General features: G+C 32.8%; 21 protein-coding genes, 1 tRNA gene and 2 riboswitches. Of the genes, 19 read left to right on the forward strand and 3 right to left on the reverse strand.

The genetic code is table 11. The annotated features are described in order from the left end of the window. The first annotated feature begins 106 nt into the window (after positions 1-106). The 4 genes from T335_RS22160 to T335_RS0102595 all read left to right on the forward strand — a co-directional run bounded on the left by T335_RS22160 (position 107) and on the right by T335_RS0102595 (position 4,187). Positions 107-277, forward strand: coding sequence for a hypothetical protein (locus T335_RS22160; RefSeq protein WP_156943612.1), 171 nt, complete (start codon positions 107-109; stop codon positions 275-277). A 243-nt stretch (positions 278-520) separates the two neighbouring features. Next, on the forward strand, positions 521-1,549 hold the full coding sequence (locus tag T335_RS0102585) for a hypothetical protein (protein ID WP_026476147.1): 1,029 nt from the start codon (positions 521-523) through the stop codon (positions 1,547-1,549). Between the two features lie 214 nt (positions 1,550-1,763). Beyond that, the gene (locus T335_RS0102590; RefSeq protein WP_156943613.1) at positions 1,764-2,948 is read left to right on the forward strand and encodes a hypothetical protein; all 1,185 of its coding nucleotides are present in this window, start codon (positions 1,764-1,766) and stop codon (positions 2,946-2,948) included. Between the two features lie 168 nt (positions 2,949-3,116). Beyond that, positions 3,117-4,187: a YecA family protein gene (locus T335_RS0102595; protein ID WP_026476149.1), complete on the forward strand. Its 1,071-nt coding sequence runs from the start codon at positions 3,117-3,119 to the stop codon at positions 4,185-4,187. Positions 4,188-4,592: 405 nt separating this feature from the next. Here T335_RS0102595 and T335_RS0102600 read toward each other — a convergent pair. After that, positions 4,593-4,668, reverse strand: a tRNA-Ala gene (locus T335_RS0102600). 182 nt (positions 4,669-4,850) lie between these two features. Here T335_RS0102600 and T335_RS0102605 point away from each other — a divergent pair. The 11 genes from T335_RS0102605 (at position 4,851) to polX (ending at position 22,058) form a co-directional block, all read left to right on the forward strand. Next, positions 4,851-6,218 carry an MATE family efflux transporter gene (locus T335_RS0102605; protein WP_026476150.1) on the forward strand — a complete coding sequence of 456 codons (1,368 nt, stop codon included), beginning with the start codon at positions 4,851-4,853 and terminating at the stop codon, positions 6,216-6,218. Positions 6,219-6,502: 284 nt separating this feature from the next. After that, positions 6,503-6,673 carry a hypothetical protein gene (locus tag T335_RS22165; RefSeq protein WP_156943614.1) on the forward strand — a complete coding sequence of 57 codons (171 nt, stop codon included), beginning with the start codon at positions 6,503-6,505 and terminating at the stop codon, positions 6,671-6,673. 195 nt (positions 6,674-6,868) lie between these two features. Further along, positions 6,869-7,216, forward strand: a complete 348-nt coding sequence (locus T335_RS0102615; RefSeq protein WP_026476151.1) for a hypothetical protein — start codon at positions 6,869-6,871, stop codon at positions 7,214-7,216. 114 nt (positions 7,217-7,330) lie between these two features. After that, on the forward strand, positions 7,331-9,118 hold the full coding sequence (locus T335_RS0102620) for an ATP-dependent metallopeptidase FtsH/Yme1/Tma family protein (protein ID WP_330371169.1): 1,788 nt from the start codon (positions 7,331-7,333) through the stop codon (positions 9,116-9,118). An 846-nt stretch (positions 9,119-9,964) separates the two neighbouring features. Further along, positions 9,965-10,063, forward strand: a riboswitch (glycine riboswitch). Between the two features lie 105 nt (positions 10,064-10,168). Further along, on the forward strand, positions 10,169-11,557 hold the full coding sequence (locus tag T335_RS0102630) for an APC family permease (RefSeq protein WP_026476154.1): 1,389 nt from the start codon (positions 10,169-10,171) through the stop codon (positions 11,555-11,557). Between the two features lie 514 nt (positions 11,558-12,071). Then, positions 12,072-13,874, forward strand: coding sequence for a MutS-related protein (locus tag T335_RS0102635; protein ID WP_026476155.1), 1,803 nt, complete (start codon positions 12,072-12,074; stop codon positions 13,872-13,874). Between the two features lie 564 nt (positions 13,875-14,438). Continuing rightward, complete coding sequence (gene pckA, locus T335_RS0102640; RefSeq protein ID WP_026476156.1) at positions 14,439-16,031, forward strand: phosphoenolpyruvate carboxykinase (ATP); 1,593 nt, start codon at positions 14,439-14,441, stop codon at positions 16,029-16,031. A 116-nt stretch (positions 16,032-16,147) separates the two neighbouring features. Then, positions 16,148-16,282, forward strand: a riboswitch (molybdenum cofactor riboswitch). Positions 16,283-16,498: 216 nt separating this feature from the next. Further along, positions 16,499-17,725: a molybdopterin molybdotransferase MoeA gene (locus tag T335_RS0102645; RefSeq protein WP_026476157.1), complete on the forward strand. Its 1,227-nt coding sequence runs from the start codon at positions 16,499-16,501 to the stop codon at positions 17,723-17,725. A 17-nt stretch (positions 17,726-17,742) separates the two neighbouring features. Then, positions 17,743-19,662 (forward strand): molybdopterin biosynthesis protein, encoded by a 1,920-nt coding sequence (locus T335_RS0102650; RefSeq protein ID WP_034327642.1) that lies wholly within the window; start codon positions 17,743-17,745, stop codon positions 19,660-19,662. 13 nt (positions 19,663-19,675) lie between these two features. Continuing rightward, entirely contained in the window at positions 19,676-20,128 is a 453-nt protein-coding gene (locus T335_RS0102655) for an MOSC domain-containing protein (protein ID WP_026476159.1), read from the forward strand. A 208-nt stretch (positions 20,129-20,336) separates the two neighbouring features. Continuing rightward, the gene (gene polX / locus T335_RS0102660; protein ID WP_026476160.1) at positions 20,337-22,058 is read left to right on the forward strand and encodes a DNA polymerase/3'-5' exonuclease PolX; all 1,722 of its coding nucleotides are present in this window, start codon (positions 20,337-20,339) and stop codon (positions 22,056-22,058) included. A 188-nt stretch (positions 22,059-22,246) separates the two neighbouring features. Here polX and T335_RS0102665 read toward each other — a convergent pair whose 3' ends face one another. After that, on the reverse strand, positions 22,247-23,788 hold the full coding sequence (locus tag T335_RS0102665; RefSeq protein WP_026476161.1) for a putative polysaccharide biosynthesis protein: 1,542 nt from the start codon (positions 23,786-23,788) through the stop codon (positions 22,247-22,249). A gap of 194 nt (positions 23,789-23,982) precedes the next feature. Between T335_RS0102665 and T335_RS0102670 the strand changes: the two genes are divergently transcribed. Continuing rightward, the gene (locus tag T335_RS0102670) at positions 23,983-24,609 is read left to right on the forward strand and encodes a diguanylate cyclase domain-containing protein (RefSeq protein WP_026476162.1); all 627 of its coding nucleotides are present in this window, start codon (positions 23,983-23,985) and stop codon (positions 24,607-24,609) included. 444 nt (positions 24,610-25,053) lie between these two features. Further along, positions 25,054-25,536: a thioredoxin-dependent thiol peroxidase gene (gene bcp, locus T335_RS0102675; RefSeq protein WP_026476163.1), complete on the forward strand. Its 483-nt coding sequence runs from the start codon at positions 25,054-25,056 to the stop codon at positions 25,534-25,536. 44 nt (positions 25,537-25,580) lie between these two features. Here bcp and T335_RS22970 read toward each other — a convergent pair whose 3' ends face one another. Further along, complete coding sequence (locus T335_RS22970; protein WP_408605158.1) at positions 25,581-25,787, reverse strand: IS3 family transposase; 207 nt, start codon at positions 25,785-25,787, stop codon at positions 25,581-25,583. A 44-nt stretch (positions 25,788-25,831) separates the two neighbouring features. Between T335_RS22970 and T335_RS0102680 the strand changes: the two genes are divergently transcribed. Beyond that, positions 25,832-26,017, forward strand: coding sequence for a type Z 30S ribosomal protein S14 (locus tag T335_RS0102680; protein ID WP_026476164.1), 186 nt, complete (start codon positions 25,832-25,834; stop codon positions 26,015-26,017). A gap of 14 nt (positions 26,018-26,031) precedes the next feature. Then, positions 26,032-26,277, forward strand: coding sequence for a hypothetical protein (locus tag T335_RS0102685; RefSeq protein WP_242837237.1), 246 nt, complete (start codon positions 26,032-26,034; stop codon positions 26,275-26,277). The last annotated feature ends 82 nt before the right edge of the window (positions 26,278-26,359 follow it).

The following is a 26,359-nucleotide window of genomic DNA, read 5'->3' on the forward strand; positions in this document are numbered from 1 at the left end:
GCTATATGATTTTCTGCCAAATGCAATAGATTCGACAATAGAATTTAACAGAGGAAATTTAAAAATTCAAAAATATATTGAATTAAGCAAAATAAGAAATCCTATTGTGCATTATTCTAAAAAGGATTTTTATAAGGTTTATGGTCAAGATATAGAACGCTTCAGCGTTGAAGCACCAGAAATAATTGATAATTTATTTGCAGAATACAGTTCAATTTTTCCACAAATACCAGAAGCAAAATGGTTTAAAAACAGAGAGCCAAGAGAAATCGAATGATTAGTAGCTTACTTAAGAAGAAGCACCTTCACATATAATACTCAAGCTGTGGCTCCTCAGGGAGCCTTGGTCTGCTGGATGGATTTCAGGGAAGCGCATTTCAGCAGACACATCTGACTACGTCAGACGTCGTGAATACCAGAATGTTAGGTGACAGAATTCAATTAGTATGCCATTTTGAACTGCTCAAAAAATTATTAAAAATGAGAGGTTCAATATTCGATTACTTAAGGAGGATTATTAATGAAATTAATTGAATCAATTGCTAGTTATACTGGAGAATCCTATAGAAATATTCAAAATGTAATAAATGAAGACATAAAGAAAATGATTGGAGACGTAATAAAGTCTCCTCAATTGGCCTATGACATAGATGAGAATTTGATGCATGAATTAATTGAAATGGATATTTTTAAGAAACATGAAGGTGTATTTAGCCCTAATACTGCTATATTTCTTGAAGAAGATATAGAGATGATTACAGAACCAGTATTAGTTATTGGTTCTGAATTGGCAGATGTTATAAAAGAAAGTGGAAAAGAACTTGAGAGCTACTCTCCCAATATCAAGAACTTTATTGGAAGTATAATAGGCGCAGGACAAGGCCTACATAGTGTTATGAAAGATGCAGGGGTTGCATCAAATTGGCAAACTAAAACTGGAAAGTATGAAAAGAGTAAGATTGACTTCAATGAAGAATGTGAAGCTTACTTGAGGTTCGGAGAAGATTTTCAAATAAAGAGAATACATAGAGGTAACCAATACACAAGTGTTGTCATAGGCGCAGGTCAAAATAATTATATTTCTAATATCTTTAGCCTGAATTCGATGAATCCTAATAATTCAAAAAACACTTTTTATATAAGTTTGGCAAATTATTTGACTGATACGTTGCCATTACTTGTAAGTGGAAAAATAAAAGATGATTCCCTTATGAATTTAGCAAAAGCATCAAATATAGATGTAGAAGATAAAGATATCATTATAAATTATAATGATTCAATTAAGTATCAAAGTATTATTACAAAGATAACAAAGGCTTGCACATCATATTTCTTTGATAGCAATAATATTGATGTCGTGATTAAATTGTTACAGTCAACAATAGTAGGCAAACAAGGTGCGCCGATAGAAAATATGATGATGAATTTTTGGCGATATCTAAGAAAAGCTACAGCGATTAAGCTTTATGATAATGGTTTTTTAACTGATAGTATACCAAGTAATGGATCTATAACGGTATTCTATGAAAATAAGATTAAGTACTTCTAATAATAAACATATTCTAAGATAATTTAGAGTTGACCTCCACCATTGAGCGGGGGCAGGTGGTTCTGGTTAAGGGACGTTTCAGACACATATATTACATGCCATAGAGTCTAATTGTCGGTACTATGAATTGTGTCGAAATGAAATTTTAACTGAAGCTAAGTTTTCAGAAATTATCGATCATTATATCAGATATTATGACCCTGTAGCTGAATACTTGTTAGAAGTTGAAGAAGACGGTATTATACCCTTTTTTATCAATATGGCAAGACAACAATTTTATGTGAATAGAACTTATGGATATGACGATCTAGGGCGAGCAATACTGATATTTACAAGTACAAGTTTAAATAAATCATCAAAAGTATTTGAAAGTAAATTTGGAATTGGATTCTCAGAATGGATGTTAATATGTTTTTCTGTTTTTGCCTCGTCAACTAAAGGAGTACCGCCAAGAATTCGAATAGAGTATTACTTAGATAGTGATAAAAAAATCGCAGAGAATGAGTCTATACGCAATGTGTTTAAATTACTATCAATTGAGCCACGATATGTCAGTCAGGCTTGTATTGAGAAGATAAGTAAAATAAATAATTCACTAGCAATGCAATTTGATGTTTATATAGAATCAATATTTTATGATAAACCAATGCTAAAGCTTGATGAGAGTAGGTATTTAGTTGTACACAAGCATTTTCTTCTTAGACAAGCCACAGAGGGAATATATGATCTGATGAAGAGCATTACTTCTGGTGGTACATTTGGTAATGAATTCGGAAAGGCCTTTGAAGGATATGTGAGTACATTGTTATCGACTTTTTTATCGAAGGATCACATTTATACTGAGAACGACTTAATAAGGTATTCAAATTCTAAAGTTTGTGATTTTCTTTTAGAATTTGATGATTCAATTGTACTTGTTGAGTGTAAAGGGACTGAATTTAATTCAATCATCGCTACCGAAAATGCAATGAGAAAAGATAATTCAACGCGAGCTTTTAGTAAGGCTTTTAAGCAGTTGAATTCAATAGAGAATTTATATAAAAGCGGTGTATTTTCTGATCTTGTTAGTGGGGATAAAACTGTAGTTAAAATTATATTAACATATAAGCAATTATATTTTGCCAACTCTAGTTGGTATAGAAAAAACATACTGGATTATCAAAGAATAGATGTTGAAGATAATTGTTATCCAGAAATAATGTCCATTATGGAATTTGAGAAATTTCTTTATTATATGAAAGAAACAAAATTATCACCAATTCAAATCTTAAATTATCGTTTAGAAAACAAATATGATGGCGATTGGAGCAGTATATTAAATAATGTAAAAGTTGACCTACCACTATTAAGAGATAGCTTTAATGAATTTACAGATAGAATGATCTCAAATAGTAGATAACATAATAATTAATAAGTTCACCACATAACGTTACGTCAATTAACAGAATGGCTGAGAAGTACCACTTCAGTAACTGTTGTAACGTTATGTGTATACACTCTGAAAGTTAACACTTTTAAAAAAGGTGAAAATTGTAATAGAGGGACATAATTTGTACGGAGGGATCAAATGACAGATAAAATTGGGAGAAATGATAGATGTTATTGTGGCAGTGAAAAGAAATATAAAAACTGTTGCTCTAGAAATAATGATGAGTTAAAAAAACTTGAAAGAGAGATCAGTAAACAAATGAGTTTTTATTTGAAAGAACATGATTTAAAATTATGTCTGCACCCAGATAAAGCGAGTTGTAGTAACAGAATTATTAAAGCTCATTCGATACAAAACAATAGAATTCTAAATAGACTATCTTATAAAGGAAAACTCGTTATGCCTATACCAAAACCAAAGGATATCATAAGTGGTGGTTGGTCCCAATGGGGGAGAGGTCAAGCTACTACATTTAAAGGTTTTTGCAGTCATCATGATTTATCTTTATTTCGTCTGATTGATGAAAGTAAGTTTGATTATTCAGCTGAGCATGTGTTTTTACACACATATAGAAATTTATCTCATGAGCTATATAAGAAAATGTTGGGGTTTAAGCGTATATCATCATGGTTCCAAGGTCAGTTAGAGAAAGACCGTTTAAAAAGAGATATTACAAGAGCATTTTTTACGGATATAAGATGTCTAATGTATGTTAAGGAAGTTTTAGATAGCGGTATTCAATCACAAAATTATGAATCATTGTCATACAAAATATGGGAGGTAGAGCAAGAAATTTTCTTTGCAGCCTCCGGTTTTTTTGCTCCACAAAAAGATTTGAAATTAAATAACATCCAGAAAACAACAAATTCATTAGAAGATGAATTAAAATATATATTCTTTTCAGTTTTTCCATGTGAAGAAAAATCATATATTTTAATATCGTGGTTGAAAAATCATGATTGTGAATTAAAATATTTCGTAAATCAGATTAATGATTTGAGTGAAGAAAAACGCTTAAGCTATCTTAGCAATATGATTGTAGTAGCCACAGAAAATATTGTGATAAACCCAATTAAATGGGAGAATACTTCAATTGAGCTAAGGAAAGCATTGCAAAAGTTTTATGAAGATACATTATATAAAGTAGAAGAAAATCATTATAGTATGCTAGTCAATAACAATAAATTTAACCTATTTGATTTTGCCTAATTACTAATCTACAATTACTATACTACACATAACCGAGAATCCTTAAAGTATGAGAGTTGGCTAGAGTATTAAGCAGACATCATGAGTTCTGGGGAAGTTGCATATGAAAGAAATTTTATTTGGCACAAGAAATAAATTATAATGATAATTTAAAAATACAATTGTGGGTTGAATTGTGTGATTATTTACAAGAAAAATTAGGTGATTTTGATATAACTAATTACCAGAGTATTGAATATCTCTAAATTAGTCTAATGACTGCAGATAATAATAAATTCCTCAAGATTAGGCAAATATCTATAGTGAAAGTCCTATAGAAGTCAATTTAAATATTAGCATTCAACAGTTTATACCCACAATCAAAAGAGCCCATAACATCAGTTATGGACTCTTTTATCTTAATAATGGTGGAGATAAGGGGATTCGAACCCCTGACCTTCTGACTGCCAGTCAGACGCGCTCCCAGCTGCGCCATACCCCCAAGCTTATATCCTTTAACAAGAAAATATTACTAGATAAACTTGAAAAAGTCAATAGGTTAAATGTTAGATTATTTCACCACATATTAAAAATTCTAAATTATTTGTAAAACTCCTTTAATTTTGATAAAATATAAATATAAAGAAAATTTAGTTAGTCTAAATATGAGGGGGACAAAATATTATGGACACGGCTTCAGCCTTAGGTGCAGGTGTTGTTGATAAAAAGCTATTGAGAAAAAAAGTAATAGCAATTGCCTGGCCTGCAGTAACAGAATTAATTTTAATCTCTTTATTTGGTGCCATCGATATGATCATGGTTGGTCAATTAGGAGCTGCTGCAATTGCTTCTATCGGTTTGACAAATCAACCTATCTTCCTAATTATGGCTGTATTCCAAGCTTTAAATGTTGGGGGTACGGCTATAGTATCAAGGGCAATTGGGGCAAAAAATAATAAAGAGGCTAACCAAGCTACAAGACATGTCATTTTTATTACGATTATATTTTCTATCCTAATCGTAACACCAGCTATTATGTATGTAGAAGCAATTTACAAGTTTATGGGGGCCGATCAGGAAGTAATCGCAATTGGGTTAGGTTATTTTAAAGTAGCATTGATTGGTGTTATCTTTCAAAATATATCTTTAGCCATTGCTGCTGTCTTAAGGGGTAGTGGTGATACAAAGACGCCAATGAAGGTTAATGTAGCTTCAAATATCATTAATGTAGCTTTAAACTATGCATTGATATTTGGTAGGTTTGGACTTCCTCAAATGGGGGTAACTGGTGCAGGGGTTGCAACCTTAGTCTCAAGAATATTAGCCTTTGGAATTCTAATGATATTATTAATTAGAGGTAAGAGTGGTTTGAAATTGAACTTTTCAAATATACTTCATATAGACTATAAGTTAATGAATAAGTTAATAAAAATAGGACTTCCTTCTGCAATGGAACAATTGGTACTGCGTACTGGCAACCTCTTCTTTATTAAAATAGTTGCAGGGTTAGGGACAATAGTGTATGCAGCTCACCAAATCTCCATCAATATTCTTTCCCTTTCCTTTACGACAGGGATGGCTTTTGCAATGGCGGCCTCTACTTTGATCGGTCAAAGCTTAGGAGCAGAGGACACAAAATTGGCAGAAGAATATGGAAAGGAAGTGCGTCATTTAGGCTCAGTAGTTGCAACTTCAATAGCTGCAATTTTTTTCGTGTTCTCAAAACAAATAGTAGGCTTATATACAAACGAGCAAGAGGTAATTAATAGTGCTTCAATGGTTTTAAAAATGATCGCAATAATACAGCCTTTTCAAAGTTCTCAACTAATTTTAGCAGGAGGGCTAAGGGGGGCAGGGGACACTCGATGGCCTCTATATTCTACTATGGCAGGTATTTGGGGTATTAGATTAACATTAGGTTACTTATTTGTTTTTATATTTGACTTGGGGTTAATCGGTGCATGGTTAGGAATATGTATAGATCAAGTTATAAGATACACTATACTGTTTTTACGATTTAGAACCGGTAAGTGGAAGTATGTAAAAATATAGTGTTTTTACAAAAATTAAGATAACAATCTAAATAAATAAAAAACTAGGTATGAAGAAGGATTTTTTCAATTGATATCGAATAACAACAATTAATTGGGACAATTAGAAGATTATTATATTAAATCTGCTATCAATTGATTAATTCGACATATCCCCTCATGAACTTTCATAAAATAATAGAGATATAGATCGTATTTTCTTATTCTATTAGTTTAATCGTTGAAAAAGATCAATTGGTAAGCTATAAGGATTTAAGAAAAATAAATACATAGGGGGAATGGGTAATGGAAAAGCAACACCTAACTTCAGCGAAAGAGATTAATGAAGTAGAGTGGGAGCTAAGACTATTAGCAAAGATGATGATTCAATTGCTAACTGATCAGAAACATCAGGGGAAAATAAATGAAGAGGAATATAATCGTCTAGTGGCACATAAAATAAAATTCTTATCTTAGAAACTAAATAATAACTGAGGAAATTACATACTACCATAAATCTGAAACTATATTGGTTTTATGCATAAGCTTCATTTTACATTAATATAAGTTAAATATTAATTATGCAATTTCCTCAACTATAAAAATATATACTGCACTAATTTTTTCCACCCACATAAGATAGTATAAGATCCTAAAAGGAGGAATTGTGGGATGGGAGAAACCTTTAGCTGGATTACCTTCGATTTTCTAATGACCTTTACAGGTGCAGTTTTTGTTACCAATATTATAACTCATTTCATAAAAGATTACTTACCAGATTCAATTGACAAAAAAATTGTCACTTTACTTACAGCTGTTGTAGTAGTACTGGCTAATGTGGTGATATTTGATAAAATCTCGCTACAAAATGTATATCTTGCCGTAATCAATGCTTTTTTTGTTGCAGCTGCTGCAATGGGGAATTATGAAATTTTGACGACCAAAACTAAAAAAGCTATGATAAAGGAATTGGCTGCACAAAAGGAAATAAATGAAATAAAAGTTAAGAAGGAAAATTAACTTACAAAAAATAGAAAGCCTTAGGGCTTTATTTTTTTGCGTTATTATGTTAATATATTATGTAAACTTCTTTAGTACAAGGAACCCAATTTAATTAGAAAAGGGGGTTTTTTTATGTTTAACCTAATGAAAATAAGAAAACATAAACTATATGTAATTGCAGGTATTGTTCTGGTATTCGTGGCAATGGTATCCTTTGGTGTATATAGAATGTACTTTCAGCAGGAAACAACTGAACTATCATATCAAAACTTCTTAACAAAAATTGAAGCTGGAGAAGTACAAGAGGTATACCTATCAGAGGCCGCAAATCTTAAAGGAAAGTTGATCTCGGGTGAGGGTTTTATTACTGATAACCCAAGAACCGATAACTTAAAGGAAATGTTATTAACGAAAAATATTAAAGTAATTGAGGTTAGTGAGCAATTTACTATCTCTCAAATCGTTATTTTTGTAGTATTCATAGGGGCGTTTGTTGGACTAGCTATATTTTTATCAAAAAACACTTCTAAGCAAGCCTCTAAAGAATATGACAAGATGTCATCTGTAGAATATTCTACGGAAAAGAAATCTCGAATTAGTTTTCAAAGCGTTGCTGGGAACGAAGAAGCGAAGTCTAGTTTGATGGAGATGGTGGACTTTTTAAAGTATCCAGAAAAATATAAACGATATGGAGCTAAAATTCCTAGAGGGGTAATCCTTTATGGACCACCGGGAACAGGTAAAACCTTAATGGCTAAAGCATTAGCTAGTGAAGCAGGAGTAGATTTTCTAGCAGTTTCCGGTTCTGACTTTGTTCAAATCTATGCGGGAGTTGGAGCTGCCAGAATTAGAAGTCTATTTAAAAGTGCATCTGAAAAAAATAAGTGTGTTATTTTTATTGACGAAATTGATGCCATAGGTAAAAAGCGTGATAGAAGTGGACTCGGAGGTAGTGACGAATCCGATCGTACCCTAAACGCCCTTTTAACAGAAATGTCAGGTTTTAAAGATAATGAGGGAATAATTGTCTTAGCAGCAACTAATAGATTAGATACTTTAGATGAGGCTTTATTAAGACCAGGTAGATTCGATCGTCAAATTGAAGTAGGCTTACCTGACTTAAAAGCTAGAGTTGAGATTTTATCATTATACACTAAGAATAAACCAGTTAGTGAGGCCTTTAATATCTCAGCATTGGCACAACAAACTGTCTACTTTAGTGGTGCGAAACTAGAAAACTTAATGAATGAAGCAGCCATTTATGCTGCCCGTGAAAATGCTGATGTTATTACAGAGCAACATGTTGATAAGGCCTTCTATAAAGTAATTGCAGGTGAAGAGAAAAAGGATAGAAGTAATATTGCTCAAATAGATCGAGATATCACTGCCTATCATGAGGCAGGCCATGCTGCTGTAACCAAGCTATTGTGTCCAGAAAATCGTGTAACTAAAGTAACCATAATTCCTAGTACTAAAGGAGCAGGAGGTTTTAGTATGAATATTCCTCCTGATAAAATGTATCATACGAAGAGGGACATGTTAAATAACGTTAAAGTAGCATTAGCAGGTAGAATTGTTGAAGAAATTATCTTTGGAGAAGATAATATTACTACTGGAGCAAGCAACGATATTGAAAGAGCAACAGATATTTTAACTTCTATGATTAAAAGATTCGGTATGTCAAATAAATTAGGCATGATCAATTATGATATCCTATTAGGTCAGCAAGGGGTAAATCAAAACTTAGTCGAAACAATCAATAAAGAAATGGAAAGACTGTATGAAGAAACGAAAGAACTAATTAAAACCAATCTTCCCCTAGTTGAAGAAATTACTAATGGGTTACTTGCAAAAGAAACTTTAAAAGAAGAAGAGATTGACCAGCTATTTAATAACTATCAAAATAGTAAAGTTAATTAGTTTATTAAAGGGATTATTATATTTAAAGAGATTGTATAATCAAAAAAGATTATTAGATTAATTAGAAGTACCCAGTTTGATCTGCCTCTCCTTATAGTTAAAAGTGCTTTGTTATTTTTAATGAGTACCGCAAGGAGGGCAGTTCAGTGTTTGGGTACTTTTATTTAAATGAGGAAATTGCATAATTAATTTTAAGTTTATATTAATGCAAAATGAAAACTTCGCTGTTTAGTATTCAATGAGTAATATATTATTTTACTAAGGAAATTACTCATTTCACAATGCACGACTTAGCTTTCATCTTTGGATAAAACGAATATAAATTCAGATTTATGGTATTATACAATTTCTTCAAATGATAGAATTGTATAGTCAATGTTAGCTTTATTTTCGATTTATATTGTTTAAACGAATAATAATTCAGAGTTAAGAGATAATGCAATTCCTTAAATGATAGTTATGTTTAATAAATAATAGCCCTTAATATTAGAATAGTAAAAATTGATTAAATATTCATTTTGTGTTATTAAAAAACGGAATCTAGAAAAATATAGCAATAGAAGACTAGGTGCTGAAATGGCTAAATTTAAATAGTTTAACTTGAAGTTTAAATTTACAATTAAGATTTTTCAATTTAAACAGAATTTTCAATAGAATAAATATAGTATGACTTTATATAATTATTCAAATAAGTATTGACATTAAAGGGGTAAATCCTTAAAATAAAAAAGAAATTAATATAGGTGGATGATGATTATTGGAGATATCTAATTTAGATAACCGTAGGAGAAAGGCACTATCATGCAAACAATAGTGACCGAAGCTTTCAGGTCTTGTACAATAATCTGACACACCCCTGGAGAGACTACATTTAATGTGGCATCAAAGAAGCAACCTATTCGATGGAATGGGGAATCTTTCAGATAAAAGGACAGGGAGTAGCGTAGCATGTTTTTGTGTTACCTACTTTCCTGTCTATTTTTATGCCTATGCAGTTTACCGGGATTGGACTTATAATTCTATTACAACTAAGGAAAGGATGAAAGTTAAATGAGTGTAGTAGCAAAAAAATCAGTAGAAAACACAAAGAACTTACAGCAAGATTCATCATCACCTGAATCGGCTGGATTAAAAAAGAATATTGGCCTTTCTGAAGCAATTACAATGGTAGTAGGAGTAGTAATTGGCTCAGGGATTTTCTTTAAATCATCTTCTGTTTTTGACTATGCAGGTACGCCGCTATTGGGTATTTTAGCTTGGATCATTGGTGGTATAGTAACAATTGCTTCGGCATTAACGGTAACAGAAATAGCAACTGCTATTCCTAAAACAGGTGGTGTTTTTGCCTATTTAAAAGAATTATACGGTGAAAAGTGGGCCTTCTTATTTGGTTGGGTACAATCAATTATTTATGTACCCGGTGTAACAGCTGCCCTTTCAATTGTATTTGTTACTCAAGCAACCTTTTTTGTTCCTCTAACTGAAACACAACAAAAATTATTAGCAATTTTTATGATTTTCTTTATCATAACGATTAATGTTATTTCAACAAAGTTAGGAAGTAAGGTTCAATTTATCTCTACAATTGCAAAATTAATACCAATTGTAATCATTATTGCCTTTGGTTTAATACAAGGGAATGCAGGAGCCCTTCAAGCTGTTACTGCAACAGCTAAGAGTACTACAGGAATCGCAGGTTTTGGTGCAGCTATTTTAGGAACTCTTTGGGCTTATGATGGTTGGATCGGGGTAGGTAATATGGCAGGAGAATTAAAAAACCCTGGAAAAGACTTACCAAAATCAATTATTTTAGGTCTTTCTATGATTATTGTAATTTATGTTTTAATTAATTTAGCTATCATAAATATTATTCCAGTAGATCAAGTAATTGCTTCTGGTACACCAGCTTCTGATGCAGCTATAGTATTATTTGGTAATGGTGGTGGTGCATTAATAGCTGCAGGTATTATGATTTCTATTTTTGGTGCATTAAATGGTTATTTAATGACTGGAGTTAGAGTACCTTTTGCTATGGCACAAGAAAAACTTTTTCCCTGTTCTAAGACACTAGGTAAAATTAATGAAAAATTTGAAACACCATTAAACACATTTATTTTCGTAGGAATACTTTCGGCTCTTTATGTGTTAAGTGGTTCCTTTGAGTTATTAACAAACTTAGCCATGTTTGTTATGTGGTTATTCTTCATCATGACAGTAGCAGGAATTTTTATTCTTAGAAAGAAATTTAATCATATTCCCCGTAGTTATAAAGTACCAATGTATCCACTTGTACCGATAGTTGGTATTGCAGGAGGAGTCTATATCATTGGAAGTACCTTAGTAACAGATACTTTTAATGCTTTATTTGGTTTAGTAATTACGTTAATAGGATTACCTGTATATCTTCAAATTAAAAAAAGCTATCTTAAAAATAACTAGATATATTTATATTTTTTTATTGAATTGATAGATCAGTTAGATTAATGATTAATTATTTACTTTGGAAAGCTAGCAACCTATGTTTTATTACGATAGGGAGCTAGCTTTTTTGTATATAAAATTATGGAAATCAAAACTACCTAAACATGAAGCGTGTAGAAGGAAATCCTATTAATAATTGTAAAAAATTTAAATATTTTTAAAATGGTGTATATATAAAAGGAAAATTTAGGTATAATTTATTTATTAAGTACTTTATTATATAAGATAGGAAAACATCTCAAGAGCACTAATCGTTGAACCTGAAATTTTTTATTAGTTGAGTCAATAGGTAATTTAGACTCAAAGGGCGGTAATGGCATCATAGTAACCCATTAAGTAAGCAGTAATGTTTGGTACAACCTTATCAGAATTAAAAAATGGAGAAGTGATCAGTCGGAAGGAAATTTCATACTGATTATACAGGATAAAAAAGTAACACAATAAAAATAAAACATAATAAAAGGAGAAGCTAATGTCTAATAGAAGCGAATTTGAAAAAAGATTAAAAAAATATCAAGAGGAAGAAAAAAAGCTAAAGAAGTTTTTTGATCAGATGGCTAATATCAGATTATTAATTATCTTATTAGGTGGAGCCATAAGTATAACCTTATTTATTCAAATGTCAGCCCTTTATGGATATTTGACATTAGGGGTACTGTTATTAATTTTAGTACCAGTAATTTATAAGCATCAATGTATTAAAAGGGAACTGGGGCGAGTCAGAGACTTAGCAGAAATTAACGAAAGCTATCTTAAACGATTAAATGGCCAGTGGGTAACTTTTAAAGATTGTGGCGTAGATTTTGTTGACTTAAATCACCCATATACTAGTGATTTAGATATTTTTGGTCCTAAATCTCTATTTCAATGGATCAATCTAGCTAATACCTATAAAGGGAGGAGAAGTTTAAAAAGTCTCTTAGAAGCACCCGACAAGGGAATCGAAGCAATTAAAAATAGACAAGAAGCAGTAAATGAGCTTTCTCGAAAAATTGATTTTAGTCAAGAACTACATCGAAGGGGAAGTCAGTCTAAAGAGATAGCCAAAAACCCGGAAAAACTTTTGAACTATGCTGAAGATCGATCAAAATTGATTAAAAATAAAAGCGTAAAAAGTATATTTTACATATCACCTTTAATTTTATTACTTTCTTTTGTTCTTATATTTACAGGAAGTCCAATACCTATTGCCATACCCCTAATTCATATGGTTATTCAGTTCGCTTTAACTTATATAGGATATAAAAAGACTTCAAGTATACTAAATACAGTCTATGGATTTAAAAACAATTTAGAAGCCTATAAGAATATGTTGACATTGATCGAAGCGGAAAATGTAGATTCTAGATATTTAACGCAGCTGAAAGAGGATATTATATTAAAGCGAAAATCAGCATCAGAAGCAATTCATATGCTAGAACGAATATCAAACTTTATTGATATAAGGTATAATCCGTTGGTATACTTCATCCTTAATGCCACCCTATTATGGGATTTTCATTGTGTTTTTGATTTAGAACATTGGAAAGAAAGTTATGGTACAGATATTAGAAAAATCCTTAGATTTATAGGTGAATTTGAAGCAATATCAAGTTTAGCCATTATAAAGCAGTTGTATCCAGAGTGGTGTTTTCCTACCATTCTTGAAGAGGGGCAAAAATTCTCAGTAAAGGAAATGGGTCACCCCTTAATCAAGGTAGACGACTGTAAATGTAATGATATTATAGTGGACAATAATTCTTGTATAATTACTGGTTCTAATATGTCAGGTAAGACAACTTTATTAAGAACAATTGGCATAAATTTAGTGTTAGCCTATGCTGGAGCACCACTTTATGTAAAACAATTGGAGACCTCCGTGATGGATATTTTCACCTCCATGCGAATTAGTGATGATTTAAATAGCGGAATATCAACCTTTTATGCAGAATTAATACGTATTAAAATGATTATAGACTATTCAAGAAAAAGAAAACCAATGATCTATCTGATTGATGAAATGTTTAGGGGTACAAATTCTAAAGATCGAATTATTGGCGCCCAAAGCGTTTTAAGAAACTTAAACAAAGACTGGGTGATAGGTCTTATATCTACCCATGACTTTGAATTATGTGATTTAGAGTTAGAGAAAAATTTAAAAGTTAAAAACTATCATTTTACTGAGTACTATGTAGATAATGAAATTAAATTTGATTATTTATTAAGAAGTGGACGTTGTAATACAACGAACGCAAAATACTTAATGAAAATGGTGGGCATTAATTTAACAGAATAGGATATGAAAACGTACTTTAAAAGCTTTATAAAGGAATGGCAAATCGAAAAGAATATAGAATTTAATTTAATTCTTAAACCTTAGATTATATTAGTGATCTAGGGTTTTTTTGTAATAAATAGGAAATTATGGTCTTTTAAAGGTTGCAATCTTCATAATTTTAATGTATTTCAACACAAGTCTACCACTAAATCTTTAGAAGGAAGGCTTTGTTGTTTTAAGAGGGTGTACATAAGAGAAATTATAAGAAAATAAAAACTTATCAGAAAAAGTGACATACAAATTATTCGACGTACTAGTTAATATATATCATTAATAAATTTTAATAATTTATTTTATTATCCTATATTGATTTTAAAAGTAAATGTGCTATACTAATAAGTGAATTGAGGTATACGAATTTAAGTTTAAATTAAATGATCGCTTTTAGGAATTACATAATTTTTTTTGAGAATTTATATTTGGCTTATCCCATTAACATAAATCTAAATATATTATGCAATTTCAAAAGCTTTAACAAGTTTATAAAAATATGACTATAATTAATTTTGGGAGGTTATTATTGTGAATAATGTCAATCAATTGATCGACTCGGGTGTTTTAAGTTCTGTTAAAAGTCATTTTAACTTATCAGTTAAGGAATTGATGAAAAGAGCCGTTGAAAAAGAAGGTGGAAGGATAGCTGATAATGGTGCCCTATGTGTTAATACTGGCACATATACAGGAAGATCTCCCAATGATCGATTTATTGTTGATGAACCATTAGTTCATGATCATATTAACTGGAATAAAACTAATTTACCGATTTCTAAAGAAAGCTTTGAAAAACTTTATAACAAAGCTTTGGAATACATGAAGGATAAAGAATTATATATATTTGATGGGTTTGTAGGTTCAGACTTACAATATAGAATGCCAATAAGGGTAATTAATGAATTTGCCTATCAAAATCTATTTGCTCAACAGATGTTTATTAGACCGAAGCAGGGAGAATTAGAGGGTTTTAATCCAGACTTTACTGTTATTGCTTTACCAGAACTTAAGGCGATACCTGAAATTGATGGTACAAACTCAGAAGTCTTTATTATCATAAGCTTTGAGAAAAAAGTTGTGTTGATTGGTGGAACAAAATATTCTGGTGAAATTAAAAAATCAATTTTCACTGTAATGAATTATTTATTACCCTTTAAAAATGTACTACCAATGCATTGTTCTGCTAATGTTGGAGAAAAAGGGGATGTAACTTTATTCTTTGGGCTATCTGGTACAGGAAAAACAACCCTTTCGGCTGATCATGACAGAAGGTTAATTGGTGATGACGAACATGGCTGGACAGAAAATGGTGTATTTAACTTTGAAGGAGGATGTTATGCAAAGACCATCAATCTTTCTAAAGAGCATGAACCTCAAATCTGGAATGCTATTAAAGAAGGTGCAATACTTGAAAATGTTGTTTTAAATGAAAGTGGCATACCAGATTATAGCGATGATAGATATACAGAAAATACAAGAGCTGCTTTTCCAGTAGAACATATAGATGAAGCAATTTTATCAGGAAAGGGAGGAATCCCAAGTACGATTATTTTCCTTACGGCAGATGCGACAGGAGTATTACCTCCTATCTCTAAATTGACTAAGGAACAAGCTATGTATCATTTTATGTCGGGATATACCAGTAAGCTAGCAGGAACAGAAAGAGGAATTATTGAACCAACAGCAACATTCTCTACTTGCTTTGGTGGGCCTTTTATGATCTTAAAACCTCAAGTTTATGCCAAATTATTAGGTGAGAAGATTGATCAATATAATGTGAATGTATTTTTAGTTAACACAGGTTGGACGGGTGGGTCCTATGGAACCGGCAATCGAATGAAACTTAAATACACTAGATCGATGGTTAGAGCTGCCATGAAGGGGGAACTTGATCAAGTAAGCTATGTTACAGACCCAATTTTTAAGTTGCAGATTCCGACAGAGTGCTCAGAAGTACCAACAGAAATCTTAAACCCATCTAATACATGGGAAGACATTAGTTTATTTAATCAAACAGCAATTAAATTAGCCCAAAGCTTTAACGATAACTTTCAACAGTTTAAAGATGTTCCAAAGGAAATTGAAAAGGCTAACCCAGATGTCATATTAAAAAATTTAGCTTAGTATTGGTGAATAGATTAGATAGGAGCCCCTAGTTTAAAATAACGAGGGGCTTCATTAACAGAATAAATTAATTGAATTGTCAAACAAAATATGTTACCATATATTTAAATTAAATAATTACATCAAATTTCCGAGTGAATTAATCTAAGGTTTTAAAAGTTAAAACTTGAGGCTAAGATTATTCACCTTTGGGTAAATAAAGAAATTTATTTACCTCCCCACCCTTGGAAAGGAAATTTACTTTACATAGTACAGACATAATGTCTGTTTGAAGAAGTTTAAATGTACTTTTGATAAAGCTAATCCATAGGGGTTAGCTTTTATTAATTGAGGAAATTGCATTAATATAAATCTAAACACTAATTATGCAACTTCTTCAATTAAAATAATAAAGAACAAAGTCTTAAAATTTAAATTTGGTGGGAAATTATTTTATTTGATTTTCCTAAGTTTGAGGAGGTTTATCAATGGAGCTATTAAGCACCTTATCAATGAAGGAAGCAAAGGAAAAAGTTCGAGAATCCTTTAAAGATCTTGTTTTAGAAGTTGAAGAAGTAGCCATTGTTGAGGCAAATAATCGGATTGTAGCAGAAGATGTGGTATCACCAATTAATGTTCCAGAATTTAATCGTTCTACGGTAGATGGCTATGCAGTTATTTCAAAAGATACCAATGGTGCCAGTGAATCATTGCCAAGTTTTTTAAATATAGTTGGTGAAATTGAAATGGGGAAAGCGGCAAAGTTGACCATCAAGGAAGGGGAAGCCTGCTATATTCCCACAGGGGGAATGTTACCTCAAGGAAGTGATAGCGTTGTAATGGTGGAATATACCGAATTACTGGACGAAGAGACGGTATGTATGCAAAAACCAGTAGCACCATTAGAAAATGTTCTTCAAATAGGTGACGACGTAAAAATAGGGCAAGTCATATTTGAAAAGGGCCAACTTTTAAGAAGCCAAGATATAGGGGTTTTAGCAGGGATGGGCTTTAGTAAGGTAAAGGTCTTTCGAAAGCCTCGAATCAGTATTATTTCAACGGGAGATGAATTAATAGGCCTTAATGAAAAACACGAACTAGGTAAGATCAGGGATATGAATACCTACAGTTTATCGGCAGCTGTAGAAATCGATCGATGTGAGGTGGTAGAAGCCACCATTGTTAAAGACCACTTCCAGAGTTTAAAGGAGGTCTTAATTGAGGCCCTAGAGAAAAGCGATATTATATTAGTTTCTGGTGGAAGCTCGATGGGTACCAAGGACATTACCAAAGATGTGATCAATGCATTAGGTGAACCTGGGGTTTTTATCCATGGTATTGCCGTAAAACCTGGCAAACCGACTATTGTTGGGAAAATAGGTAATACAGCGATATTTGGCTTACCTGGACAACCTGTATCGGCAATGGTAATTTATCAAGTTTTAGTAAGAGAACTAATTCATCATTTATATACATTGAAACAAGTACAACCCTATTTGATGGGAGAAATGACTGTTAACGTTTCGTCAGGGACAGGTAGAGAACATTATGTAATGGTTACTGTTTCTCAAGAAGGAGAAAAAACAACGGTTACGCCAGTCTATGGAAAGTCGGGAATGCTTACAATGATGACAAAGTCTATTGGCTACATCTGTATAGATCAAAATCAAGAAGGGCTATACAAAGGAGAAAAAGTAAAGGTCTACTTATTTTAATGAAAAGGGTGGGTGGAATGAAGGATACAAGAAATATATATTTAACTAATATTCCTTTAAAAGAAGCACAAGAACAATATTTAAATCGGATTAACTTTAATCAATTTGATGAAAAAAAAGAAATGATTCCAGTTACTTCTGCCTTAGGTCGTATTACCACCACTGGAATTTTTGCTGAAAAATCTTCTCCAAACTATAACGCAGCAGCAATGGATGGAATTGCTGTAGTAGCTGAAAAAACCTATGGCGCCACAGAAATCAAGGCAGTCCATCTTAAAGAAGGAGAAGACTTTAGTTATATTAATACTGGTGGACAAATGAAAGAACCTTTTAATGCAGTGATTATGATAGAGGATATTATCGTAGTAGATGAGGTTACTGTAGAAATCCACGAACCAGCTAGACCATGGCAACATGTTAGGCCTATTGGTGAAGACATTGTAGCAGGGGAATTGATTATTTCAGCTAATCATCAAATTAGACCAGTAGATATTGGGGCATTATTGGCAGGACAAATAAGAAAAGTGGAGGTCTATTCCCTGCCAAAGGTTGGATTAATTCCCACAGGTTCAGAAATAATTAGTGTAGATGATGAGTTAGAAGATGGTAAGATCATCGAATCCAATACCAGCATGTTTGCTGCAATGATTCAGGAATATAATGGTGTTCCTAATCGATATGGTGTTGTTGAAGATGATTATGAGAAAATTAAAATGAGTATACTGAAGGCTGTTGAAGAAAATGATATTGTTGTAATTAATGCGGGATCATCAGCAGGCTCTAAAGATTTTACGGTGGATGTCTTAAGGGAGATAGGAGAAGTGGTTATTCATGGAGTAGCCACTAAGCCTGGGAAGCCAGTCATCTTAGCCCTTGTATCAGGAAAACCAGTTATAGGGATACCTGGTTATCCAGTTTCCGCTTATTTTACAGTAGAGTTTTTTGTTAAGCCTCTAATAGCTGCCTACAATAAACAAGTGATGGTTAAACCACCCACGATTAATGCCACTTTATCTAGAAGGGTTGTTTCTTCTTTAAAACATGAAGAATACATCAGAATGAAGTTAGGTAAGGTCGGTGAAAAGTTAATTGCAACCCCACTGGAAAGGGGAGCAGGAGTAACTATGTCATTGGTTAGAGCTGATGGTGTTTTAGTTGTTCCGCAAAACTTAGAAGGCTATGAAGGTGGAACAAATGTGGAAATTCAATTACTAAAGCCTATTGAAGAAATTTATGACACATTAGTTTCAATAGGAAGCCATGATATGGTTATGGATCTTTTAGGCAATCAGCTTCATAAGGCAAACAGTCAATTGTATCTATCTTCAGCCCATGTTGGTAGTCTTGGGGGAATTATGGCAATGAAAAAACAAGAATGCCATATTGCTCCAATACACTTACTTGATACCAATAGTGGAGAATATAATCTAAGTTATGTAAGACAGTACTTAAAGGGTCAATCGATGGCCTTAATAAAATTTGTGGGTAGAAGTCAAGGTTTGATGGTAAAGCGAGGTAACCCAAAGGGAATTAAAGGAATAGAAGATTTAGGAAGAGAAGATCTACAATTTGTAAATCGTCAGCGGGGTGCAGGTACTCGAATTCTTCTAGATTACTATTTAGAAAAGTTACAAATTGATACTTCAAAGGTTCAGGGGTACCAGCGAGAAATGACAACCCATATGGCTGTTGCAGCCGCCATAGCAGGTGGAACAGCCGATTGTGGAATGGGAATCTCTTCTGCAGCTTTTACAATGGGATTAGATTTTATTCCTATTGCATGGGAAGATTACGATCTATTAATATCGCAAGATTTATTAGATGATGAAAGGATTCTTCAGCTAATTGAAGTAATGAAAAGTAAAGATTTTATAGAATATATTAATGGTTTAGGTGGCTATAAAACAGATGGAATAGGTGAAATTAAATTAATTTAAGGGGGAATTTAAGATGGCTAAAGTAATTTCAATTAATATTAGTAAGGAAAAGGGTATTCCGAAGGACCCTATGAAAGAGGGGATCTTTATTGACAATTTTGGTCTAGAGGGTGACTCCCATGGAGGCGATTGGCATCGACAAGTAAGTCTTTTAGGACAAGAAAGTATTGATAAAATTAAAGCAATGGGCATTGAAGACTTAGAAGCAGGACGATTTGCTGAAAACATCACTACTGAAGGAATTAAGTTGTATGAATTACCGATAGGAACAAAGCTGAAGATTGGTGAAACCCTTCAAGAAGTAACCCAAATAGGTAAGGAATGCCATAGCCGCTGTGCTATCTTCCACACTGTAGGGGATTGTGTAATGCCAAAAGAAGGTATCTTTACAAAAATCTTAAAGGGTGGATTAGTGAAAGCAGGAGATGAAATTGAGGTAGTAGAAAGGGTTGAAGTATCTGAATAGATACAACAGTAATTATTAAACAATAGAGTTATATCTATAGTCAAAATATAGGGCAGTTGAACTAATTTAAGAGATTATAGATGGAATAAGAACTTACAAATTTTCAGTAGAAAGCAATCATCTCGTGGGTTGCTTTTTATTTTTCCCATTGTAGGGGTATAATGTAAATAGAAAAGAGGAAAACAAAGTTACAGGTAGGAGGGGAACTATGGATAAATACGACATCAGTAAAATTTTTGAAGAAATAGGAATGATGATGGAGCTTAAGGGGGAGAATCCCTTTAAGATAAGAGCCTATTATAATGGGGCAAGAACTGTAGAACTTCTGGAAGAAGATTTAAAGGTTTTGGTGGAGGAAAATCGCCTAAATACAGTAAAGGGAATTGGAAGGGCTCTAGAAGAGAAAATTATAGAACTAGTTAAAACAGGTAAATTAGAATTTTATGAAAAGCTGAAGGCAGAAACTCCAGAAGGATTAATGGAAATGATGAGAATACCAGGCGTCGGCCCCAAAAAGATTAGAGAATTATATCAAAAACTAGAAATTACATCTATTGGAGAATTGGAATATGCTTGTATAGAAAATCGACTTGTAGATCTAAAGGGATTTGGTGAAAAGACCCAAGGGAAAATTTTTGATGGAATACAGCAGCTAAAAAAGTATCAGGGGCAGTTTTTAATCTCTACAGGTTTGAAGTATGGGGGTTATGTTTTAAATCAGTTAAAAGAGTTACCAGAGATTATTGATATTTCCCTAGCAGGAAGTATTCGTAGGAGAAAGGAAATCATTAAAGACATAGATATTATTGCAAGTTGTCCAATGGATTCACGTGGAAAAGTGATGGATTTCTTTACTTCAATTGAAGGGGTAGAAAAGATCATTGCTAAGGGAGAAACTAAAAGTAGTATAGGGTTAAACATTGGAGTTAATATTGATTTAAGGCTAGTTGAAGAAGACGAATACCCCTATGCCCTACAACATTTTACAGGAAGTAAAGAACATAATACAATGTTAAGGCACCGAGCTAAAAAGTTAGGTCTAAAAGTTAATGAATATGGTGTTTTTAGAGGGGAAGACAGGTTGCCTGCATCAACTGAAGAAGAGATCTACAATCTTTTAGAATTAGAATATATTCCACCAGAGTTGAGGGAAGGACAGGGAGAAATAGAAGCTGCAGAGCATAAACAACTTCCTCGATTAATAGATGTAGGGGACTTAAAGGGAGTTTTACATGTTCATAGTCACTACAGTGATGGGAAAAATAGTATAGAGGAATTAGTAAGTGCTGCGATAGATAAAGGTTTTAAGTATATTGGGATTTCAGACCATAGTATAAGTGCCTTTTATGCCGGAGGGTTAAAGGAAGAAAATATTATAAAACAGCATGAAGAGATTGAGGAATTAAGAATAAAGTACCCGAAAATAAAGATTTTAAAAGGAATCGAATCAGATATTCTTGTCGATGGTTCCTTAGACTACGATGATGAAGTTTTGGCTTCTTTTGATTATGTAATTGGTTCTATCCATAGTCACTTTAACCTAGATGAAGAAACCATGACGAAAAGAATCTTAAAGGCTATAGAAAATAGATACCTCTCAATATTAGGGCATGTTACTGGTAGACTATTACTTTCTAGAAAAGGATATCAGTTAGATATAGAAAAAATTATAGAAGCTTGTGGTAAGAATCAAGTTGCTATAGAAATAAACAGTAATCCCCATCGTTTAGATCTCGATTGGAGACTTTGCCGATTTGCTAGAGAAAAGGGTGTGAAGCTGGTAATTGAACCAGATGCCCATAGTATAGAAGGAATAGATGATATTTACTATGGTGTAGGCATTGGGCGTAAAGGATGGCTAGAAGAAAAAGATGTTATAAATACAATGGAACCTGAAGAAATTATTAAATATTTTTCTTTAAAAAGATAAAGGAGTTAGTTTACTGGAAGGAAATTATTTAATGAAATAGAAGTAGATGGCCAAATCTTAGATTACGAGGTGAATAGCCAAGTTTTCATTTTTTATTAATAGGCTTTTTGAATTAATTATGCAATTTCCTTAGCTATGTAATTTTCTCAGCTATGTAATTTTCAAATACAAAAAGGATAGCGAATTTACTATCCTTTAATGCTATTGATAAAATACTTTAGATCTATTGTTTTAGTTAATATAAGGGCTATACAATAGAAGAAGGCGCCAAAACATAAAGAAACAATAATTGTAAGGGTGGTTGAGATATAATTTACAAGAATTTTTTCAAGAATAATGATGATTAAAAACATTGAAACCGAACAAAGGGTAGGTTTAAGTATTGATTGAAAAAAAGGTAGTTGTAACTTAACGTGTCTACTTAATGTTATTAAATTAAGGATGAAGATAACAAAGGATGCTAAAATATAACCTATAAAAAAGCCATTAACGCCGTAGTTGGGGTTTGCAACTAAGAAATAGGTACAATAGAGTTGGATGATCATTCCCAACATGAAGTTGATGGTTGTGATGACCTGTTTACCCATCCCATGTAGTATACCAGATAGAGTGTGTTGCATACATAAAAATAGGGTGGCGTAGCTGATTATGGCAAGGTATCGACCTACTTCAGCTTCATGGTAAATTAGTTGAGCTAACTGGTCTCCAAATATAATATACATCCCTGTAATTGGTATAGCAATCAAGATGGTAATTTTTAGAGCTAAATTTGCTTTATGAGCAACCTCTTTTGTGTTATTTACAGCAAGCTCTTCAGAAATATTTGGAATGATATTTAAAACCAATGCTGATGTAACGGTAAAAGGTAGAAATAAGAGTGGCATTGCCATTCCAGAAATTTTTCCAAAAGTCTCGATAGCTGCCACCGATGAATATCCTGCAGCTTGTAATCTTTGAGGTATGAGGATAGAATTGATTGTCTGCATAAAAACTGAAAGTAGTCTACTAATGGTTATGGGGATTGATATGTACAGTAAATCACTCATTAAGTTCATAAATCCAGTACTAATATGGGGAACAAAGCTTCTTCTACCTATAAGCTTCTTAAAGTTAAACTTTAAAATTAAGTATAAAAGACCAAAAAACTCCCCTATAGAAACGCCAATGATGGCGATGGTAGCAGCAGTAACTGGATGACTAGGCTTTCTATAATATAGGTAGAATAGAACGAAGACAATTCTTGCAACTTGTTCTAAAACTTGAGCTGTGGCTGCTGGTTTAATGTCCTTTAAACCATAGAAGAAGCCCCTCAAAATACTAGAAAAAGTAATGATGCCAATAGCAGGTATAGACCACAAAACAGGGTAGAATAAGTCTTCATTTTTTAAGATCTTTGTAATTACGAAATCCATATTTAAGGATACTACTATCGTTATTAAAAGGGCAATTCCGCCTCCTAATAGAAGTGAAAGTGTCAATAATCGATAAATTCCCTTCCGATTATGAAGGGAGTTTTCCTTAGCCACCAGTTTTGAAACTGCAATCGGAATTCCAGAGGTGGGGATTGTGATTAAGACCATAAGAAATGGGAAAACCATTTGATATAATCCAATGGCTTGAGCTCCTATGGTTCTAGAAAGTAGGATCCGATAAATAAAACCAAGGGATCTCACAATAAAGTTAATTGAAGCTAGAAGTATTGTGCCCATGATAAAGGATGTTTTTTTCAAAAGATCACCTCAATTGTGTTTAGAAACACTTAAAATTTCTACTACAATAAATATTCTAAGGAAATAAACTTTATTACAATATTCCCATAGGTAAAGAAGGAATTTAATAGATCCATAGTGAATAATAAATGATATTGGGTACATATAAATAGGAACAAGCTATATTTTGAGTTAACTTTTGGAGGGGGTCTATCATGATCGAGAAGATTGCAGGAATTTTAGATAAGGAAACATTTATAAATTTATTAGATGAGAAGATTAACAGCGAAGACAATACATTTACCCTAGCAACGATAGACATTGATAATTTTGAGGCTGTTAATAGCTACTATGGAGAAGTTGTTGGGGATGAAGTCATAAAAAAAATCGCTTCTATATTGAAGCAGAATATAAAAGATAAAGATGCTCTGTGTCGAAGTAATAAAGATGAATTTAACCTACTATTCAGCAATACCACCTCTGATACTGGCTACATTATGATGGAAGAAATAAGAAGGCATATAGACGAAAACACCTTTCATATAGGAGGCCGTAAAAAAGAAATTTCAATTAAAATTAGTGCCGGAATCTCTAATTATCCCAAGGACGCAAAAAATGCAGTAGAACTAATTCGAGCAGCCGATAGTGCATTATTTAGAGCCAAGAGAGAAGGTAAAAATAAAGTCTGTGTCGCCGCCAGTGAAAATATGGTGCAAAAGTCTAACTATTTTACAAAAACTCAATTAGAAAGATTAGCAGAGCTATCCAAAAAAACTGAAAAGACAGAGGCTTTTTTAATGAGGGAGGCGTTGGATGACTTGTTTGAGAAATACAGCAAGTAGCCTGTTGAAAAGCCCTCATCTTCAGCGTCACTGCAAAACCCCAGCACCCTTGCGTATGAATGTATACGCTACGTTCGCTGGGTTTTTTTGTTCCTTGAATCTAAGGACTTTTGAACAGGCTACAGAGGCTACAAAGTAGTTGAAAAGCCCTCATCTTCAGCGTCACTGCAAAACCCCAGCACCCTTGCGTATGAATGTATACGCTACCTTCGCTGGGTTTTTTTGTTCCTTGAATCTAAGGACTTTTGAACAGGCTACAGAGGCTACAAAGTAGTTGAAAAGCCCTCATCTTCAGCGTTACTGCAAAACCCCAGCACCCTTGCGTATGAATGTATACGCTACGTTCGCTGAGTTTTCTTGTTAGCTACAATATATTATGATAAAAGTGATTTTGTTTATATAAATGTGGGTAAAATACATATAAACATAATTTGAGGTGATGACATGAGTAATTTAGTAGTAGGAGAACAGGCTCCTAATTTCACACTAGCTTCCACGAATGGTGAAAATATATCCTTAAGTGACTTTAAAGACAAAAATGATGTCGTGTTATTTTTCTACCCAAAGGATCATACCCCTGGCTGTACCAACGAAGCCTCTGAGTTCAGAGATTATTTCAAAGAATTTAATGCTAAAGGCTATACCCTTCTTGGGATTAGTAAAGATAGTTTAAAAAGCCATATCAAATTTAAAGAAAAGCTAAACTTACCCTTTGAATTATTAAGTGATGAAGAGAGGGTTGTTCATGAATTATATGGGGTTTTAAAGCCTAAAAAAATGTTTGGCAAGGATGTTATTGGTACAGTTAGATCTACGTTTATAATAGATAAAAATGGAAAGCTAGTAAAGGAATTTAGGAATGTTAAAACCACAGGACATGCAGAAGAAATACTACAATTTCTAACAGAAAAAAATAATGATAAATAAAGCAGACAGTAAAAGGAACTAACCCTTGTCAACTAGACAGTAATTTAATTAAAGTAGCATGCACATATTGATGCATGGTTTCGATATTCTAACGGAGCCATGCATCCTAATCTTTTTTGTAATCTTTTCTCGTTATAAAATTTAATATTAACTATGCAATTTCCTCTATTAAAAAGGTAAAAAGAGTGACTTCCTAGCGATAATAATGGTGAAAGTCGATTTTGTTTTATCTTTAGGGATTGAAAAGCTATCCTTAGTAAATAATATTATTAAGTAGATTAAAAGGAGGAGAAACATGGCCAAAACTTCATTAATAGTAAAGCAGAGAAGAAAACAAAAGTATAGAACGAGAAAATATAATCGTTGTAATATATGCGGTAGACCCCATGGTTATTTAAGTAAGTTTGGAATTTGTAGAATATGCTTTAGAGAATTGGCCTATAAGGGACAAATTCCAGGGGTTAAAAAAGCCAGCTGGTAGAGGAGTGGGTACCTATGATGGAAGAAGTATGTCCAATTTGTAATGGTATGAACAGTTATATTGTTGAGTGCCCTAAATGTGGTGGTGGAATGACAGCGAGGGGAGCCATTCAAGATTATTATGATGACTATAGTCCATATCTATCGAAGGAGATTACACAGCAAGTAGATGGAGTAGCCCACCATTGTTGTCTACATATTTTTTTCTGTGAAAAATGTGGAGCAGACCAGCGGGTGCCCATTAAAACCATAACAATGTGAAACAACAGAAAAAGCATGATTCTTAAGACCAGAGTCATGCTTTTTCTATTAATCTATCAAATTTAATATTAATACTAATCTT

Origin of the sequence: Alkaliphilus transvaalensis ATCC 700919 (assembly GCF_000621485.1) — a bacterium.
GTDB lineage: Bacteria > Bacillota > Clostridia > Peptostreptococcales > Natronincolaceae > Alkaliphilus > Alkaliphilus transvaalensis.

Bases quoted from the DNA above. Each gene is read 5' to 3' on its own strand.
- T335_RS0102585 (WP_026476147.1), top strand. From the start codon at position 521: ATGAAATTAATTGAATCAATTGCTAGTTATACTGGAGAATCCTATAGA.
- T335_RS0102595 (WP_026476149.1), top strand. From the start codon at position 3,117: ATGACAGATAAAATTGGGAGAAATGATAGATGTTATTGTGGCAGTGAA.
- T335_RS0102605 (WP_026476150.1), top strand. From the start codon at position 4,851: ATGGACACGGCTTCAGCCTTAGGTGCAGGTGTTGTTGATAAAAAGCTA.
- T335_RS22165 (WP_156943614.1), top strand. From the start codon at position 6,503: ATGGAAAAGCAACACCTAACTTCAGCGAAAGAGATTAATGAAGTAGAG.
- T335_RS0102615 (WP_026476151.1), top strand. From the start codon at position 6,869: ATGGGAGAAACCTTTAGCTGGATTACCTTCGATTTTCTAATGACCTTT.
- T335_RS0102620 (WP_330371169.1), top strand. From the start codon at position 7,331: ATGTTTAACCTAATGAAAATAAGAAAACATAAACTATATGTAATTGCA.
- T335_RS0102630 (WP_026476154.1), top strand. From the start codon at position 10,169: ATGAGTGTAGTAGCAAAAAAATCAGTAGAAAACACAAAGAACTTACAG.
- T335_RS0102635 (WP_026476155.1), top strand. From the start codon at position 12,072: ATGTCTAATAGAAGCGAATTTGAAAAAAGATTAAAAAAATATCAAGAG.
- T335_RS0102645 (WP_026476157.1), top strand. From the start codon at position 16,499: ATGGAGCTATTAAGCACCTTATCAATGAAGGAAGCAAAGGAAAAAGTT.
- T335_RS0102650 (WP_034327642.1), top strand. From the start codon at position 17,743: ATGAAGGATACAAGAAATATATATTTAACTAATATTCCTTTAAAAGAA.
- T335_RS0102655 (WP_026476159.1), top strand. From the start codon at position 19,676: ATGGCTAAAGTAATTTCAATTAATATTAGTAAGGAAAAGGGTATTCCG.
- polX (WP_026476160.1), top strand. From the start codon at position 20,337: ATGGATAAATACGACATCAGTAAAATTTTTGAAGAAATAGGAATGATG.
- T335_RS0102670 (WP_026476162.1), top strand. From the start codon at position 23,983: ATGATCGAGAAGATTGCAGGAATTTTAGATAAGGAAACATTTATAAAT.
- bcp (WP_026476163.1), top strand. From the start codon at position 25,054: ATGAGTAATTTAGTAGTAGGAGAACAGGCTCCTAATTTCACACTAGCT.
- T335_RS0102680 (WP_026476164.1), top strand. From the start codon at position 25,832: ATGGCCAAAACTTCATTAATAGTAAAGCAGAGAAGAAAACAAAAGTAT.
- T335_RS0102685 (WP_242837237.1), top strand. From the start codon at position 26,032: ATGATGGAAGAAGTATGTCCAATTTGTAATGGTATGAACAGTTATATT.